This is a genomic window from Sinorhizobium sp. 6-70, assembly GCF_030124375.1.
Taxonomy (GTDB): Bacteria; Pseudomonadota; Alphaproteobacteria; order Rhizobiales; family Rhizobiaceae; genus Sinorhizobium.
On the sequence record NZ_JASKLS010000009.1, the window covers coordinates 187,891 to 203,561 of the forward strand.

Genomic DNA, 15,671 nt, shown 5'->3' on the forward strand with positions numbered 1-15,671 from the left:
CGGAGCGAGGCCTGTAAAGTGAGTCGCATGGCACCCCTGCTGGAGAAGCGCGTCAATGCCGCCGTACGCTTGTCAGTTCCCCACGCAGCCTTGGCGGCGCCTCAATCATGAAGGGACGTCTGTCCGGATCGCCCCGCGAAGCTCGAACGCTGGGGCGAGCTCGCGGGCGTGATCCGTCATTGTCTGAACACATAATCCGCGAGAGGGGGCGCGGTATGCGGAGCCGCTCGGTACCTTGTAGGGGTGCGAGTTGGAACCCCATCGCCCGTCATAGCTCGATGATTTTCCGCGAGCTGAAGCGCAATGCTTTTGAGGATTCGCAGATGCCGGATCTGAGCGGCTACTATTGCGTGACCGCCAACGAGATGGTGCGTGAGCGCAGAGCCAAGCCGCGCAAGCTCGCCCGGTTCTCCCATGTGCGCCAATTGGCTGGTCACCACAGCAGATCGCCGGCCGGATGCCGCTCGAGCGTCATCCGATTTTCGTCAGCTACGAGACGTCTATCAGTTTGCCTAGCTTCGGTGACCCGCGCGCCGGTCCGTACCGAGAACCTCTTGCGTGTGTATTGAACGACTTCTACTCAGGTCCGAAAGCGTCTGCGGATTATGGGTTAGGAGCTCAAAGCAGAGGCTGGGAAGTCGGGTGATGGAGACATGTCCTTGCTCGATCGCTCACAGTTCAGACCTCTCCGCTTCGTCAATAGCTACAGGCTGATAAAGGCGAGTCTACCACCCACGGAAGCTGAGCAATTGGAACCTGGCGGCCATTAGGCGCTACTCCTTTTGCTTGCGATCGGCACATGCGCCGGAGGATCAGGCGTTCACTACATGTCGCAGTTGATCAATCGGAAAATTTGGCCACAAAGGATAACGACATCAATGATCCCGAGACACAGCGGCTAGCAGAGGCGCTGCGTCTCGACGCTTCTATCGATTCAACTTTCGAACGGCAGGAAGAGCCTGGAGCACATCGCGAATGGAATCCAGCGTTAACTGATCCGTGTCTTGGGGTCGCAAGTGTGAGGAGGAGCCTTCCACGAGGACGCGCAGCGAGCCGAGGCTACGTGAATACCGAGACGAGAACGGATAACCAGATCAAGACGACTCCCAACGCCAACGCTCGCCTGGCGGCTATGACCTTCTCCTCGCCGTCATTGGCAACGGGGGTCGTCACAATCCAGGGTACCGAGCCAAGCGCTGCAAATCCGACGAGCGCCAAAAACACAATGACAAGATCGGCGCTGCGCCAGGCGTCGGGCTCATACAATCCCCAATAGCCAAGAAACGCCATTCCCACGGCGAACATGGTGGCGGAGGCAGAGCAAAGTCCCGCAACAGCACCTGATGGTGCACGCATGTAGCCTCCTTTCCGTGCCGTCAATTTAGTGGCGATATCCATGATGGTGCAAACCGCCTTTGTACAGGTGGCAGTGCGCCGTCTCATCCTGATCGGGTTTTTCCGCGCGCTTGGTGCACGAGGATTCGCGTACCCCCGCGGATAAGTTCATTGATTCGGAATCGAAGTGCAACACTCTTGTTGATCGGGACAATCTTCCCGGCCGACGACAAGGATAGCCGCGTTCAACAAAGCCGAGGCGTCAACTGTGTAGCTTTGCACTCAGGAGATTTGGGCCTCCGCAAACAGCGCGACGCCCGTTCCGCTAGTTCAGTAGGAACGTGGAGATGGGCACTCGAAGTGCAGCAGCAATGCGCCTGAGCCTGCCCGGGTCGACATCAGCACCTATTTCTATTCTTGCGATTTCGGCGCCAGTCAGGCCACAAGTTAATGCAAGGTCGTCAACGCTGTATCCCACCGCTTCGCGAGATCGCCGAACAGCGGACCCTATATCGCCGTGGCCTCGATCTGCGACAGGCGCCCTTGTATTGCTCATTAAAGTTGTCATGGTCGATCCTTGATGATGCACCCTAAGCGAGCCGCCGCCACAGAAGGTCCGGGGCAGAGAGACTGACATCGTTGCAGTGCAATATAGTTTAAATAAGTATGATGAATGTAAGGCAGGCGCGGGTGTCCGGAGCGTAGCAAGTGGGGCGCAATGGCTGATCGTTTCCATCTCGTGCAGAAGGTGCGGGTCGGAGGGCGCGTGGCCCGGCCCAGCGGGGGCCTCATCGTTCAGCTGTAGACCTTTTGAAAGGCGGAGCCCGTTGGCGCGCTGGCGCTTTCCATGACATGGCGGCGCATGTAAGCTTGGGGACTACTGCCCATTTCGGTGCGGAACGCGTACACGAAAGCCGATGTCGAGCCGTAACCAAGCTCCATGGCGACTTGTGTCACGCCCAGACCACCGCCCAGAAGCTCGATTGCACGGAAGAGCCGAAGGCGCCGTCTCCATGAGCGCAGGCTCATGCCCAGCTCCGTGTTGAACCGGCGCGCCAATGTTCGGGGCGAAATGTTCAGTGCCAGCCCCCATTCCTCCGGGCTTCGGTCATCCGTCGGGTCCAGATAGAGCGCCTCGCATAGCGCGGTCAACGGCTTGTTACGCGGCCATGGCAAAGCCGATGGCAGCGGCTGGACCCGCACGAGCTGGTCGAGAATAAGTGTCGTGACACGGCTCGAATAGCCGTCGCGGTCCTCCTGATCCTCGAGCTCGGTTGCCTCGACGATAAGAGCTTGCAGCAATGGCGACATCATAAAGATCGTCGGGACTCTCGGCAGGTTTGCGCCGGCTGCATCCGCGATCCAGAGGCTTCGAAAAACCGCGCCGAGAAGCGAACCGACCCGGTGCACCACGCCGGTCGGCAGCCACACCGCCTGATCCGGCGTGATCACGAAGGACTCTGCTTCCGTGTACACCGTCAGCACGCCGGAGATGGCATAGACCAACTGGTGCCAGGTATGTGAATGCTCCGGAAAGTAATGTCGGGCGGGAATGGATTGCGCCCGTACCGTGATCGGTTGAGGAGGACGAACCCCGGGCGGCGCGGCGATCGGATGCCAGATCATGTTTACCTCCGTTTTGGCAGCTATTCTACATAGATTGTCGGTCCATTGAAATACAGCCAAATCGAAATTCGCTAATCTCCAACCCAATCGAACGCCAAGCGCCTTTTCCGCCCGACGCGACCAGACCTCGCGCCGGACCCATGTCCTCATGCCTTGTGAAGCCGGATGTCAGAAGTTACTGCAGAGAAAGTGCTCGAAACGCCCTCCTACTACGACGCCGCGCGCGGCAACCTCACGAGGTTGACGATTGCGCAGGCGCTGGGCGGCGCGAACTCCGCCGTGGTCTATTCCACCGGAGCGATCGTCGGAAACACGCTCGCACCCACTCCAGCCCTCGCCACGATGCCGATTTCGATGTTCGTGGTGGGGATGGCGCTCTCGACGCTCCCTGCGGGAGTCATCGCGCAACGCTACGGTCGTCGTGCAGCCTTTCTGGTTGGAACAAGCTGTGGTGTGCTCGTTGGTCTCCTGGCCGCAATCGCGGTGGTGATCGGATCGTTCTGGCTCTATTGTGCCGCGACACTCTTCGGTGGCGCCTACGCCGCCGTGGTGCTGTCCTTCCGTTTCGCGGCTGCCGACTGCGTGCCGGCGGATCGACGCCCGCGCGCCCTGTCTCTCGTCATGGCCGGAGGTGTTCTGGCTGGCGTGATCGGGCCGCAGCTTGTCAATCACACCATGTATCTCTGGATGCCCTACATGTTCGCGGCGAGCTACCTTGCCCAGGCGGCAGTGGCGGCACTCTCGGCACTGCTGCTCGTCGGCGTTCGCCTTCCGACGCCGACCAAGGTGGAGGCCGCGGGCGGCCGCCCCCTTGGAGCCATCGCCCGGCAGCCACGCTTCATCACGGCGGTGATCTGCGGGGTCGTCTCATACCTGCTCATGAACTTCCTCATGACCGCGGCGCCCTTGGCAATGCAGCTCTGCGGTCTGAGCCAGGAGTCCTCCAACCTCGCCATACAGTGGCATGTGGTTGCCATGTATGCCCCGAGTTTCTTCACTGGGCGCCTGATCACCCGTTTCGGTGCACCCCGCGTGGTCATGACGGGTCTGATGTTGACGGGTATCTCCGCGGCCGTCGGGCTGACGGGGGTGGATGTGGCGCATTTCTGGATCACCCTCATCGTGCTCGGTGTCGGTTGGAATTTCGGTTTCCTCGGTGCGTCAGCCCTGGTGCTCGAATGCCATCGTCCGGAGGAGAAGGCGCGCGTCCAGTCGCTCAACGACTTCGCCGTGTTCGGAACGATGACCCTCGGCTCGTTCCTCTCCGGGGGGCTGCTGACGGCCTACGGCTGGAACACCATCCTCGCGCTGTCCTTCATTCCCCTCGTGCTGGCCCTTCTCGCGCTCGGCGCGACCTATGTCCGCGGTGCGGCGGCGTCGCGATGACTGCGATCCCCGCAACCTCAACAATCGGATGAAACGCTAGCAGGAGTGGTCGCAATGGAGATAACCAAAGTCGAGACGCTGGAAATCGACCTCTCCGGAGAAGACGGCATCGCGCTCTGGCGTCCCATCTTCGAGCGGATCCACACCGATGCGGGCATCACCGGGCTAGGCGAGGCATCACTGGCCTTCGGCACGCGATCGCAAGCCGTAGGCTCCATGATCCGAAAGCTCGCCGAGCGTTTCGTGCTGGGCAATGACCCAAACACACCGAGACCTTGTGGGAGCAGATGCTGCGCCATTCCTTCTGGGCGCAAGGCGGCGGGTGGGCTGACCTCGACCGCTCTTCAGATTGCGGACCTGTTCGCTGACTACGGCGTCCACTTCATTGAGGAGCCGACCCACTACAACAGTCCCGACGCCCATCTGAAGGTGGCGTCGTAGGCAATGCGGCACAGAAAACAGGAGGAGTGAACAGAACACAAAAACAGCACTCAAATTTCAGTTTCGGTAACAAAACCAATGGGGAACGAAAATGAAGAAATCTCTATTCCTGGTAACGGTCAGCGCAGTCGCCCTTCTGTCCGGCTCCGCTGTGGCGGGCACGCTCGACGAGGTAAAAGCGCGCGGCAAACTCAACTGCGGCGTCAGCTCGGGTACGGCGGGCTTTTCAGCTCCCGATGCGAAGGGTGTCTGGCAGGGCTTCGACGTTGCATTCTGCCGGGCCGTCGCCGCTGCCGTGCTCGGCGATCCGATGGAGGTCGAGTTTGTTCCGACCACCGGCCAGACCCGCTTCACCGCCCTTGCTTCCGGCGAGATCGATGTGCTGTCGCGCGCGACGACCTGGACCTTTTCGCGTGACACCGACCTGAAGCTCACCTTCGCAGGTACCAACTTCTATGACGGCCAGGCCTTCATGGTGAAGAAGGAACTCGGCGTGTCCTCCGCCAAGGACCTCAACGGCGCCACCGTCTGCATCCAGTCGGGCACCACGACCGAGCTCAACCTCGCGGAATATTTCCGCATCAACAAGATGAGCTACGAGCCCGTTCCGGTCGACTCGAGTGCCGAAGGAGAGCGTCAGTATCAGGCGGGCGCTTGCGACGTTTATACCAGCGACGGCTCCAATCTCGCCTCCGTCCGCGCTAGCTTCAAGAATCCGCCGGACCACGTCATCCTTCCCGAGATAATTTCGAAAGAGCCGCTTGGCCCGATCGTGCGCCAGGGGGACGAACAGTGGGCGGACATCGTGCACTGGACGCAGAATGCGCTTTTCGCCGCCGAGGAACTGGGCGTGACCAAGGCCAATGTGGACCAGCTTGCAGATGGCTCGGACAATCCGGAAATCAGCCGCCTTCTCGGAAGGGAAGGCGATCTCGGCAAGATGCTGGGGCTTGATGCCGACTGGGCCAGGCGCGCCATCGCGGCCGGTGGAAACTACGGTGAGATCTTCGCCGGCAACCTCGGCGACCAAACGCCGATCCGCCTGGAGCGCGGGCTTAACGCGCTCTGGACCAAGGGCGGCCTGATGTACGCGCAACCGTTCCGGTGAGAACTCCTTGAGGCGCGCGGTTGAAGGACCGCGCGCCATTCCTGACGAAACGCATGACCGCGCTGCATCCCGCCGTCACCGGCATGGGGAACGCTGCAACGTACTTGCTGGGATTTCGCCAATGGCAAACGCACTCACATTTCCGACGCGGGAGCCGCACCAGGCTTTTCGTTTGAGCATGCTTCTCAACGATAGCCGGTATCGCTCCTACACGATCCAGATCTTCGTTCTGATGTGCCTCATGCTGGGGATTGCTTGGCTGGTGGACAACACGGTCCGCAATCTCGCGCTTCTGGGCAAGGATTTCTCCTTCTCCTTCCTGTGGAGCACCGCCGGCTACGACATCAACCAGCGGCTCATCGAATACGACACGCAAATGACCCACGGCCGTGCCGCCCTCGTGGGGCTTTTGAATACCGTCGTCCTCGCGGTTCTGTCCTGCGTCCTGGCAACGATCATCGGCGTGATGGCAGGTGTGTTGCGGCTTTCGGGCAACCCGATCGTGGCGCGGCTGACGACCGTCTATGTCGAAGTCTTCCGCAATATTCCGCTCTTGCTCTGGATCCTTGTCTTCGGTGCGATCATGAGTGAAGCCGTGCCGGCGCCGAACGCATTCAAGGGTGCGAGTGCCACGGCGAGCATGATCTTCGGCGCGGTGGCCATCACCAATCGCGGCGTGTTCATTCCGGAGCCGCTGTTTGCCCGTGACCTCGGTACGCTCAATCTCGGGATATTTCAGCCGAGCTTGAACGCTGTTGCAGTCCTGGTGGTCGTCATCACGTGCATCCTCGTCAATCGGGCGCTGATGCGTCATGCCAGCCGGGTGCAGAGCCAGACCGGCGTCAGGCCGGTAACCTGGTGGACGAGCGCCATGATCCTCGCCGCCCCGCCACTTCTCTTGCTCTGGGCATTCGGCTTTCATCTCGGCTATCCCGAACTCCGTGGCTTCAATTTCCAGGGCGGATTGCAGCTTCGAAATTCGCTGATCGCAATGTGGCTCGGGCTCAGCATCTACACCGGAGCCTTCATTGCCGAGAATGTGCGTGCAGGCATCCTTGCCATTTCCAAAGGCCAGACCGAGGCCGCCTATGCGCTCGGCCTTCGGCCCGGCAAGACGATGCGTCTGGTGATCCTGCCGCAGGCGCTCCGGGTCCTCGTGCCGCCTTTGATCTCGCAATACCTCAACATCACCAAGAACACGTCGCTCGGCTTGGCGGTCGGTTACATGGACCTGCGATCGACGCTCGGCGGGATCACTATCAACCAGACCGGCCGCGAACTCGAAGGCATGCTGCTGCTCATGCTGGTCTACCTGTCGCTGAGCCTCATCATCTCCGGGTCGATGAACGTCTACAATGCCCGCGTCGGGCTGAAGGAGCGTTGATATGAGCGAACGCAACCTTGCCTTTGTCCGTGGCGAGATGCTGCCCGCCCGCGAGCCCCCCTCCGGTCAGACGGGCCTGCTTAAGCTGCTACGCGAGAGTTTTTTTAAAGACTGGCTGAGTGCGCTTCTGACGGTGACGTCACTGATCGTGCTGATCTGGATTGCACGATCCGTCTCGCCTTGGCTCATCGATTCTGTCTGGAACGCGAACTCGCTCAGCGAATGCCGCCAGATACTCGGCGGCGCGGAGGGCGCCTGCTTTGCGGTCATCCGTGATCGCTGGACGCAGCTTCTATTTGGCTTCTACCCACCGACACAATATTGGCGGCCAGTGCTCGCCTTCGTGCTGATGCTGATCGCGCTAGCTCCAATCCTCTTCCCGCCCGTGCCGCGCAGGCTCCTCTGGTTCAGCGCCGCCTTCCCAGGCCTCGCCTATTGCCTGATCTGGGGCGGAACGCTCTGGCTTCCCTTCTCGGCGTATGCAGTATTTGCCGTCGGTGCAATCGTGTTGGGGCTCGCGACGCGGCTCGGAAGCGGCGTTGCTATCGTGCTGGCACTCGCCAGCGCGCTCGCCTGGTGGATCTTCGTCTCTGGCTCGGTCACGACGGTGCTCACGCAGCTTCTGCCGCTGGCGCTTGCCCCCGTCACATCGCGCGAAATGGGCGGTTTTCTGCTGTCGATCGTCATCGGTGTCACCGGCATCTCCTTGTCGCTGCCGCTCGGTATCGTTCTGGCGCTGGGGCGACGCTCGAAAATGCCGCTCGTGAAGACGATCAGCGTCATGTTCATCGAGTTCATCCGCGGCGTGCCGTTGATCACGCTCCTGTTCACCGCCTCGCTGCTGCTCAATTATTTCCTGCCGCCGGGAACGAACTTCGATCTGATCCTGCGGGTGATCATCATGGTGACCCTGTTTGCCACCGCCTACATGGCCGAGGTGATCCGCGGCGGTCTGGCGGCTCTGCCGAGGGGGCAATATGAAGCGGCCGAGGCGCTCGGCCTCGACTACTGGAAGGCGCAGCGGCTCGTGATCATGCCGCAGGCGCTCAAGATCTCGATTCCCGGCATCGTCAATTCCTTTATCGGCCTCTTCAAGGACACAACCCTGGTCGTCTTCATTGGTCTTTTGGACCCGATCGCGCTTTCCAATTCCATCCGGGCGACCACCGCCTGGCAGGGGATCTATTGGGAGCTCTTCATCTTCATCGGGGGGCTGTTCTTCCTCTTCTGCTTTTCCATGTCGCGCTACTCAATGCATCTCGAGCGCCGCCTCAAAACCGACCAGCACTAAGGAGCCAAACACGATGGAACTCAATTTGGAAACCGAGATCGACCGAAGCCGGATGAGGGTCTCGGATCAGGTGGCGATCCGGATCGAGGATATGAACAAGTGGTACGGGAATTACCACGCGTTGCGCGACATCAATCTCACGGTGAGACGCGGTGAGCGCATCGTTATCGCGGGGCCGTCGGGATCGGGAAAGTCGACGATGATCCGCTGCATCAACCGCCTCGAGGAACATCAGGCCGGCAAGGTCGTGGTAGACGGGATCGAACTGTCTTCGGATCTGAAAAACATCGACAAGGTGCGCTCGGAGGTGGGCATGGTCTTCCAGCACTTCAACCTCTTTCCGCATCTGACAATCCTCGAGAATTGCACGCTCGCTCCCATCTGGGTGCGAGAAATCCCCAGGAAGGAAGCGATCGAGACAGCGATGCACTTCCTGGAGAAGGTCAAGATCCCCGAACAAGCCCGCAAATATCCCGGCCAACTGTCGGGCGGGCAGCAGCAGCGGGTGGCGATTGCCCGTTCGCTCTGCATGAAGCCGAAGATCATGCTCTTTGATGAGCCGACCTCTGCGCTCGATCCCGAGATGATCAAGGAGGTGTTGGACACGATGATTGAGCTCGCGGAAGAGGGCATGACCATGCTCTGCGTCACGCACGAGATGGGGTTCGCCCAAGCGGTAGCCAATCGCGTAATTTTCATGGATCAGGGGCAGATCGTCGAAGAAAACAATCCGCAAGACTTCTTCCACAATCCGCAGTCCGAGCGCACCAGGCTATTCCTCAGCCAGATTCTTCGGCACTGACTTCGTCGTTCTCTCGGCGGGCGGCGTCCGCTCGGCAATCCCCATGGCGTCCCGTAGGAGAGTGCCTGCCCGTCGCCTTCCTCACGCCGCTATCGGCTACGCCATTCATGCCACTACGAGGTTCCCATGAATTTCCATGCCAACGCAAACTGCCTTGATGAACTGGTCGACCGCCGCGGCTCGAATTCATTGAAATGGGATACTGTGAAAGCGTTCTTGCCGCCGGAAGCGGCGTTTGCCGATCCGCTGCCGATGTGGGTTGCCGACATGGATTTTCGTGCTCCCCAGCCGGTGATCGATGCTATGGTCGAGGCGGCGCAGGTGGGTGTCTTCGGCTATGCTGCCGGCGCACGTGAGAGCTATATTGCCTCGGTGACCGGCTGGCAAAAACGACGCTTCGGCTGGGAGGTCGCACCCGATTGGGTGGTGCCGGTCTCCGGTGTGATCACCGCACTCAAGACCATCGTGCAAGCCTTCTCGGCTCCGGGCGACAGCGTTTTGATCCAGCCGCCGGTCTATGCGCATTTCCACGACGATGTGCGCATCAATGGGCGGTTTCCCGTCAGTGCGCCGCTGAGCCGGACCGAGACTGGATACCGCTATGACGCGGCCGTATTTGAGACCGCGATCCGTCCTAACACCAAGATCTTCATCCTCTCCAACCCGCACAATCCGACCGGTAATGTCTGGACCGAGGATGAGCTGCGCAGCATGGGCGAGATCTGCGCGCGCCACGGAATTCTCGTAGTCTCCGATGAGATCCACCAGGACCTAATCATGAATCCGGCGTGCCGGCATGTGCCGTTCGCCAGTCTGTCGGATGCGCTCGCTGAGAATTCGATCACCTGCACCGCACCCTCCAAGACATTCAACCTGCCGGGGCTGCAGTGCGCGCATGCCTTCATCCCTAACCCCCGCCTGCGTGCGGAATTCCAGCGTCAGTTGGAACGCAACCTGTATCCGAAGGTGAACCTTATGGGCATGGTCGCGGCCGAAGCCGCCTATACCCATGGCGAACCTTGGCTCGATACACTGCTTTCATACATCCAGGCCAACCACGCGCATTTCGCGGCCGAGATCAACAGGTTGAATGCCGGTCTCGAGGTGCTTCCGGCGGACGCCCTTTATCTTGCCTGGATGGATTGCCGGGCTTTGGGCATGGATGCCGCTGCGCTCGAGACGTTCATGCTGACCAAGGCGCGGCTCTGGCTCGACAAGGGGCAGAAGTTCGGCCTTGAGGGACATGGCTATATGCGCGTGAACCTCGGCTGCCCCCGCGCCACGGTCGATGAGGCGATCGCCCGGCTCAAGGCTGCGGTCGCGGCGGGATAATCCTCGCTGCGACGACGGGGCCCGGTTTCAGCGTTGATTCAGGCCGGCATCCGCAGCACGTCCGGGTGCTGAAGTGGTGCATCCTTGATCCAGATCTCGGCGCCCTCAGGTCCGGTCATCGCTCGAAGCGGCTCGCCTGCGGGCAGCCGGCCCCAGCTCTGCCGTTCCAGTTGCTCGTCGCCAACTGCGAGGCTTCCGGAAAGCACGAGGAACTCGAGGCCGCGGTGATTCTCGGCTGTTACGGCGAGGTTGGGCCGCCAACGCTCGATCGATACGCGTTCCTTGCCGTCGTCGAACAGGACACGCACTGCTTCGGCTCCCTCGCGTGGAAGTGCTGCCTCGCCTTCGCCAGGCTGACGGACGATTTGGGTGTCGTCACCCTCACGATATTGCCAGAGCCGCACGAAGATCGTGCAGCCCTCCTTGGAGGCAGGCACGTGCGAGGTGCCCGGAGGGTTGCGGAAATAGCACCCCGCCGGATAGTCGCCGTGTTCGTCCTGGAACGTGCCCTCGAGCACGAGAATTTCCTCGCCGCCGCTATGGACATGGCGAGGGAAGGCACTCCCCGGCGCATAGCGCACGATCGTGGTGGCGCGCGCAACTTCGCCGCCGACGCGATAGAGCATGCGGCGATCGACACCGGCGGACGGACTGGGGATCCAGTCGAGTTTAGCCGAATGGACGATCACCGGTTTTGTCAGGTCTTCGTTGAGCCGCATTGGTCTGGTCTCCCATCGTGAGCACGATCCGGAACTTCGCGTCACCGGACCTCATTTTTTGAACAGCTTCCTGTGCGCGCTCCAGCGGCATGGTCTCGATCATCGGCCGCACGCCTGCCAGAACGCTGAAATCCAAGGTCCTCTCGTTTTCGAACGGGGAGCCGGTGATCGAGCCGATCACACCGCGTTCGGCGCCCACCAGATGGCTCGTCGATACGGGCAGCGGATCCTTGCCAAGGCCAAGCACGATGAGACGACCCTCCGGTGCAAGTGCGGACATCAACGCGCTAACGGCCGTCGGATTGCCTGTGGTCGTCAGGATGGCTTTCGCGCCGCCCATAGCGCTCAGAACCTCGGCGGCGTTTTCCGTGTTCGTGTCGATGTAGCGATGCGCCCCCAGACTCATCACATCCGCGGCGATGTCCGCGCCTCGTCCCACCGCCACCACCCGAAAGCCCATCGTCCTGGCATATTGCAGCGCCATGTGCCCGAGACCGCCAATTCCGAGAACGGCGACGGTGTCGCCTGCCTCGGCGCCTGATTTTTTCAACGCGTTGAATGTGGCGATTCCCGCGCAGAGGATGGGCGCCGCTTCTTCCGACGACAATTCGGCCGGAATGGAGACCAGCCCGGTCGCCCGCGCGATCATCATCTCGGCATAACCGCCGTCGCAGGAAGATCCGACAACCAGCTGATTGCGGCAGAGATTGAAACGGCCATGGCGGCATTCGCCGCATTCGTTGCAATGACCACCCAGGCGACCGACGCCGACGCGCTGGCCCACCGTCCAGATCGACGGCGTGTTTTCTCCAAGAGCGATAATGCGGCCGACCACTTCGTGACCCGGGAAACGAGGTGGGTTCAGCGCCGGATCGGCCCTGTCGATGTCGCTGGCATCTGCGCCGCAGATGCCGCAGGCCTCGACCGCGATCAGCACTTCACCGGCTCCAGGCGTAGGTGTCTGCCGTTCCACGAGCTCCAGACTGCCAGGTGTGGTCACCTGCATGGCTCGATAGGTGGTCTTCATGCTCCCGTCCCTATGCTCGAACTTTTTCAGCCAGAGCGGCGAACGCCTGTCCCTCGGACTTGTTGAGCCTGCCGATAAGTTCGCTCGCCGTACGGGTGGCTGCTTCGACTGCACCGGCCAGGTAACCAGGTTCACTAGTGCTGGTTTCGCTGCCAGCCAGCGAAATGTAGTCCCGCCATTTTCCATTGACCCATGGCCGTCGGTCGGGGCTGGGATGGCCGCCCGCTTGCCTGTCATCCACCGTCGCGGTCAAAGGATCGTCCGTCCAGTCCTTAAACAATGTTGCGCGGGGCTTGGCGGCCTCAGGTCCGAACATTTGAGCAAGCTGCTGAACCGAAGCGGCGACGACTGCATCGCGTCCGACGGACGCGCGCTCACCAGCCGGGACGCCGACGAAGCCAAAAAGGGCGGCTCGGCCCGAGGCGGTTGTCGCATCGTGAATCTCAACCAACGGCCCCACCATGCTTTGCGCCGTGCCCGACAGGCCTGCATCGCGCCAGAATGGGCGGTCATAGAGTGCGAAGAATTTTGCATGCGGCGCCATCCAGGTCGGGGTTTGTTGCCATCGCTCGGCTGTCGCGTAGTCGAGCGCCGGCGAAAACAAAACCTTTGCTTCGATGAGACGCGGCGGCATGGCGAATAGAACATGCGACGCCCGCTGCTTATGGGACCACCCGCTTACATCGACATACTGCACAACGACGCCTTCGCCGTCTAGCGACACGTGGGTCACCCGGGCGTTCAGTTGAATGCTTTGTGAGTGCAGGCTCTCGGCAAGCGCCGATATGATCGCTCCCGTGCCCCCGACGAGCCGCATCGAATGCGGTTCTTGTCCTATTCCTCGATAGCGCTGAGGAACGTCGTGGGCCATCCGCTGAAAGATCACGTCGCCATCGCTGTTTTGCTCGAAGTAGTTGAGCCCGAGACGCTGGACGAAGGCACCCATTGCTGGCTGCATGTCGGGCCAGAACCACGATGGGCCGAGATCGAAACCGTCGCCCGATGGTTCACCGGTGGCGTCGACGGAGAGAATTCGTCCGCCCAGGCGTTCGCGGGCCTCAAGGAGCTGAAAGCCGATACCGGCTTGGTGGAAGAGCCGGGCAGCAGTCAGGCCTGCAAGCCCACCGCCAACGATCAGAATGGATTGTGACAAAGGACAGCTCCTGGTGAAAAAGTGAGGGTCGGATACCCTGCCCCTCCTGTAAGGCTGGCTTAGGCCACGGCGTAGATGCGGATTTCCGGCGCAGCGGCCAGAAGCGGCTTCAGATCCGCGACGACATCGTCGTTGAACAGCGCGCGTTCGAGATGGGCCTTTGCGTCTTCGACGCTGTTGAATCCGTGAAGGACCTGAACGTCGACGTCGCGAATGAGAAGCTCCTTGGATGTCGCGCCCGCAATCTGCGAGAGGAACGGTTCCTTGTGCTTCTGATAGACGCCTGCGGCGGCATAGCGGTTCTCGCATCAAGTAAACTGGCGATTTTCTGCTCATGATAGTCACTTGATCCATGGCGGCGGAACCGATCGTCTGCGCAGTCTTCATTACAAGGGCAAGCATGCTGCCGACATGGGTTGTGCCACCCCGGCCTGTGCGGCGAGTGGGTGACTGCTCGCGAATTTCACGACGTCGAGATCCCGCTCTCGCTCGACCACCGTCGCAACCTTGCTACTCGCATGTTACATAGGGATCTTTACGCTGCGAGCAGGCCGTGCCAGCGCGTGTCGCGCGGCGACGGTCGACGATGAAGGCGGCGGTCGAGCAGCGCACGGGCTTTCGCGGCTTCGCCGCTCCGCATCAAGGCGAGTAGCAGCATGTCTTCGATCATCTCGCGCTGGGCGCCGCTGCCGCCAATGCGCGCGACGTCGACTGCGACCGGCTCCAGGATACGCGCGCAGCCTGCGTAATCCTCCTCCGCAAAGGACAAGGCGGCGCGGCAGATCGCCGGTACGACTGGCCCCGCGGCCAAGGTCCCTGCCTCGATCAACCCCGTCAACACCTGCACACGCTGCTCGACTGCAGTCCTGTCGCCGACTGCCGCCGCGATTATGGCCATGTGGACATCCGCGAAGGCGAAGCCGGCCTTCTGGAAATATTCCCCGGAATAGGTTGCCGCCGCCGCCCACAGCCCCGTCGGCACCGCGTGGCCATAAGCCTGGAGCCGCCACAGGAAAGAGGCCGTGTCGCTGACCACGTTGACCGGCATTCCGGCCGTAACCGACGGCTGGATGCAATCCGCGTAGATCGCCAGCGCGCGTTCGGGATCATCCCGCTCCAGGGCGCCTAGCGCCGCGTGCCAGGCGATGTGGCCGTGGAGAATGCCGGTTCGGTCGTAGCGAGGCAGCCAATCCGCGATCAGCCTCTCGGCGTCCTCGCCTGCGCCGCCCTCGTACATGGCATGCGACAGCGCGTGCGCCGCGTTCGCGTTGTTGGTCCTGAGATCGTAGCCACGCTGCGTGAGAGCTCGGCCGAGTGTCACGTTGCCGTTCTCGGCATGAGCCCAGCCTCGGTAGGTGACGAACCACCAATCGTCGACGCTGAAATGCCGGGCGTGGCGCTCACAGAGATCCACACGCGCCTGATCGTGATCCGCCATCCCCGAGAAGGCGAGGAGCCCGAAGGCGCCAAGAGGCAATGAGAGGATCAGGATGTCCCGCGGCCAGGTGTCGGCGTGCGCGAGCGCCCGCTGTAACGCCTTTGCCGACTGGCCGTTGATGGCAAGCGACAGGACCTCCACATGGCTCCGCTCCCGTTCTGTTCCGCGCCGCACGACGATATCTTCCGCCGTCGCGATCGCCGCCTTCGCCTTGGCCAATTCGGTGCGGATAGCGTGCAGGCGCGCGCGCGCCGCATAGGCGAGAGCGAAATCGGGGTCTGCTGCGATGGCCGTCTCCAAGGCTTCCGCGGCGCCGGGCCAGGTCGAGAGGAGCAGGTCTATCCCCTCCCGGTAGCGTTCGGCAGCGAGGTCGGACATCGTCGAGAGTGGCAGGCCGCGGCTGTCGAGGTGGGTCATGGCAGGTTCCTCAGGATCGGGCACGCATCAGCGCCCATTTCGGCTATTATACGGGATTGCCTCCTGGCTGTATTTTGACAGTCTGCCAAATTATGTAGAAGTCTCGCCAAACTGCGGTCCGGACAAGACATGGAAGACTATCCACGCACCAGATCCCCTTGCGCCGCCCAACCGGTGATAGAGCGCACGATTCCGGCGCGCTGGATCGCTGC

General features: G+C 61.4%; 14 protein-coding genes and 1 pseudogene. 8 read left to right on the forward strand and 7 right to left on the reverse strand.

The window, feature by feature from the left end:
- Positions 1-266: 266 nt before the first annotated feature.
- Positions 267-499 (forward strand): annotated as a pseudogene (locus QN222_RS18730) (IS30 family transposase); the annotation flags it as partial.
- Positions 500-1,059: 560 nt separating this feature from the next.
- Here QN222_RS18730 and QN222_RS18735 read toward each other — a convergent pair.
- The 3 genes from QN222_RS18735 to QN222_RS18745 form a co-directional block, all read right to left on the reverse strand.
- Entirely contained in the window at positions 1,060-1,356 is a 297-nt protein-coding gene (locus QN222_RS18735) for a hypothetical protein (RefSeq protein ID WP_283965090.1), read from the reverse strand.
- A 304-nt stretch (positions 1,357-1,660) separates the two neighbouring features.
- Positions 1,661-1,903: a helix-turn-helix domain-containing protein gene (locus QN222_RS18740; protein ID WP_283965091.1), complete on the reverse strand. Its 243-nt coding sequence runs from the start codon at positions 1,901-1,903 to the stop codon at positions 1,661-1,663.
- 227 nt (positions 1,904-2,130) lie between these two features.
- Complete coding sequence (locus QN222_RS18745; protein ID WP_283965092.1) at positions 2,131-2,961, reverse strand: helix-turn-helix transcriptional regulator; 831 nt, start codon at positions 2,959-2,961, stop codon at positions 2,131-2,133.
- A 165-nt stretch (positions 2,962-3,126) separates the two neighbouring features.
- On the opposite strand from QN222_RS18745, the gene QN222_RS18750 reads away from it, so the two are divergent.
- The 7 genes from QN222_RS18750 (at position 3,127) to QN222_RS18780 (ending at position 10,705) form a co-directional block, all read left to right on the forward strand.
- Complete coding sequence (locus tag QN222_RS18750) at positions 3,127-4,347, forward strand: MFS transporter (RefSeq protein ID WP_283965093.1); 1,221 nt, start codon at positions 3,127-3,129, stop codon at positions 4,345-4,347.
- A gap of 54 nt (positions 4,348-4,401) precedes the next feature.
- The gene (locus QN222_RS18755) at positions 4,402-4,788 is read left to right on the forward strand and encodes a hypothetical protein (protein WP_283965094.1); all 387 of its coding nucleotides are present in this window, start codon (positions 4,402-4,404) and stop codon (positions 4,786-4,788) included.
- A gap of 91 nt (positions 4,789-4,879) precedes the next feature.
- A complete protein-coding gene (locus QN222_RS18760; RefSeq protein WP_283965095.1) occupies positions 4,880-5,896 on the forward strand; it encodes an amino acid ABC transporter substrate-binding protein in 1,017 nt (338 codons plus the stop codon).
- A 121-nt stretch (positions 5,897-6,017) separates the two neighbouring features.
- On the forward strand, positions 6,018-7,280 hold the full coding sequence (locus QN222_RS18765; RefSeq protein ID WP_283965096.1) for an ABC transporter permease subunit: 1,263 nt from the start codon (positions 6,018-6,020) through the stop codon (positions 7,278-7,280).
- Between the two features lies 1 nt (position 7,281).
- Complete coding sequence (locus QN222_RS18770) at positions 7,282-8,571, forward strand: amino acid ABC transporter permease (protein ID WP_284005545.1); 1,290 nt, start codon at positions 7,282-7,284, stop codon at positions 8,569-8,571.
- A 13-nt stretch (positions 8,572-8,584) separates the two neighbouring features.
- On the forward strand, positions 8,585-9,373 hold the full coding sequence (locus tag QN222_RS18775) for an amino acid ABC transporter ATP-binding protein (RefSeq protein WP_283965985.1): 789 nt from the start codon (positions 8,585-8,587) through the stop codon (positions 9,371-9,373).
- Positions 9,374-9,499: 126 nt separating this feature from the next.
- Positions 9,500-10,705 (forward strand): MalY/PatB family protein, encoded by a 1,206-nt coding sequence (locus QN222_RS18780; RefSeq protein WP_283965986.1) that lies wholly within the window; start codon positions 9,500-9,502, stop codon positions 10,703-10,705.
- A 38-nt stretch (positions 10,706-10,743) separates the two neighbouring features.
- On the opposite strand, the gene QN222_RS18785 is transcribed toward QN222_RS18780, so the two are convergent.
- From QN222_RS18785 to QN222_RS18800, 4 genes are all read right to left on the reverse strand, one after another.
- The gene (locus QN222_RS18785) at positions 10,744-11,424 is read right to left on the reverse strand and encodes a cupin domain-containing protein (protein WP_283965987.1); all 681 of its coding nucleotides are present in this window, start codon (positions 11,422-11,424) and stop codon (positions 10,744-10,746) included.
- Positions 11,375-12,451 carry an alcohol dehydrogenase gene (locus QN222_RS18790; protein ID WP_284005546.1) on the reverse strand — a complete coding sequence of 359 codons (1,077 nt, stop codon included), beginning with the start codon at positions 12,449-12,451 and terminating at the stop codon, positions 11,375-11,377. Before QN222_RS18790 ends, QN222_RS18785 begins: the two co-directional genes overlap by 50 nt.
- Positions 12,452-12,461: 10 nt before the next feature.
- Positions 12,462-13,604, reverse strand: coding sequence for an FAD-dependent oxidoreductase (locus QN222_RS18795; RefSeq protein ID WP_283965962.1), 1,143 nt, complete (start codon positions 13,602-13,604; stop codon positions 12,462-12,464).
- A 535-nt stretch (positions 13,605-14,139) separates the two neighbouring features.
- The gene (locus tag QN222_RS18800) at positions 14,140-15,459 is read right to left on the reverse strand and encodes a tetratricopeptide repeat protein (protein WP_284005547.1); all 1,320 of its coding nucleotides are present in this window, start codon (positions 15,457-15,459) and stop codon (positions 14,140-14,142) included.
- Positions 15,460-15,671: the final 212 nt, after the last annotated feature.

Excerpts from the sequence above, each read along its gene's own strand:
- QN222_RS18760 (WP_283965095.1), top strand. The coding sequence starts at position 4,880 with ATGAAGAAATCTCTATTCCTGGTAACGGTCAGCGCAGTCGCCCTTCTG.
- QN222_RS18750 (WP_283965093.1), top strand. The coding sequence starts at position 3,127 with ATGTCAGAAGTTACTGCAGAGAAAGTGCTCGAAACGCCCTCCTACTAC.
- QN222_RS18780 (WP_283965986.1), top strand. The coding sequence starts at position 9,500 with ATGAATTTCCATGCCAACGCAAACTGCCTTGATGAACTGGTCGACCGC.
- QN222_RS18775 (WP_283965985.1), top strand. The coding sequence starts at position 8,585 with ATGGAACTCAATTTGGAAACCGAGATCGACCGAAGCCGGATGAGGGTC.
- QN222_RS18755 (WP_283965094.1), top strand. The coding sequence starts at position 4,402 with ATGGAGATAACCAAAGTCGAGACGCTGGAAATCGACCTCTCCGGAGAA.
- QN222_RS18745 (WP_283965092.1), bottom strand. The coding sequence starts at position 2,961 with ATGATCTGGCATCCGATCGCCGCGCCGCCCGGGGTTCGTCCTCCTCAA.
- QN222_RS18740 (WP_283965091.1), bottom strand. The coding sequence starts at position 1,903 with ATGACAACTTTAATGAGCAATACAAGGGCGCCTGTCGCAGATCGAGGC.
- QN222_RS18735 (WP_283965090.1), bottom strand. The coding sequence starts at position 1,356 with ATGCGTGCACCATCAGGTGCTGTTGCGGGACTTTGCTCTGCCTCCGCC.
- QN222_RS18770 (WP_284005545.1), top strand. The coding sequence starts at position 7,282 with ATGAGCGAACGCAACCTTGCCTTTGTCCGTGGCGAGATGCTGCCCGCC.
- QN222_RS18800 (WP_284005547.1), bottom strand. The coding sequence starts at position 15,459 with ATGACCCACCTCGACAGCCGCGGCCTGCCACTCTCGACGATGTCCGAC.
- QN222_RS18790 (WP_284005546.1), bottom strand. The coding sequence starts at position 12,451 with ATGAAGACCACCTATCGAGCCATGCAGGTGACCACACCTGGCAGTCTG.
- QN222_RS18785 (WP_283965987.1), bottom strand. The coding sequence starts at position 11,424 with ATGCGGCTCAACGAAGACCTGACAAAACCGGTGATCGTCCATTCGGCT.
- QN222_RS18765 (WP_283965096.1), top strand. The coding sequence starts at position 6,018 with ATGGCAAACGCACTCACATTTCCGACGCGGGAGCCGCACCAGGCTTTT.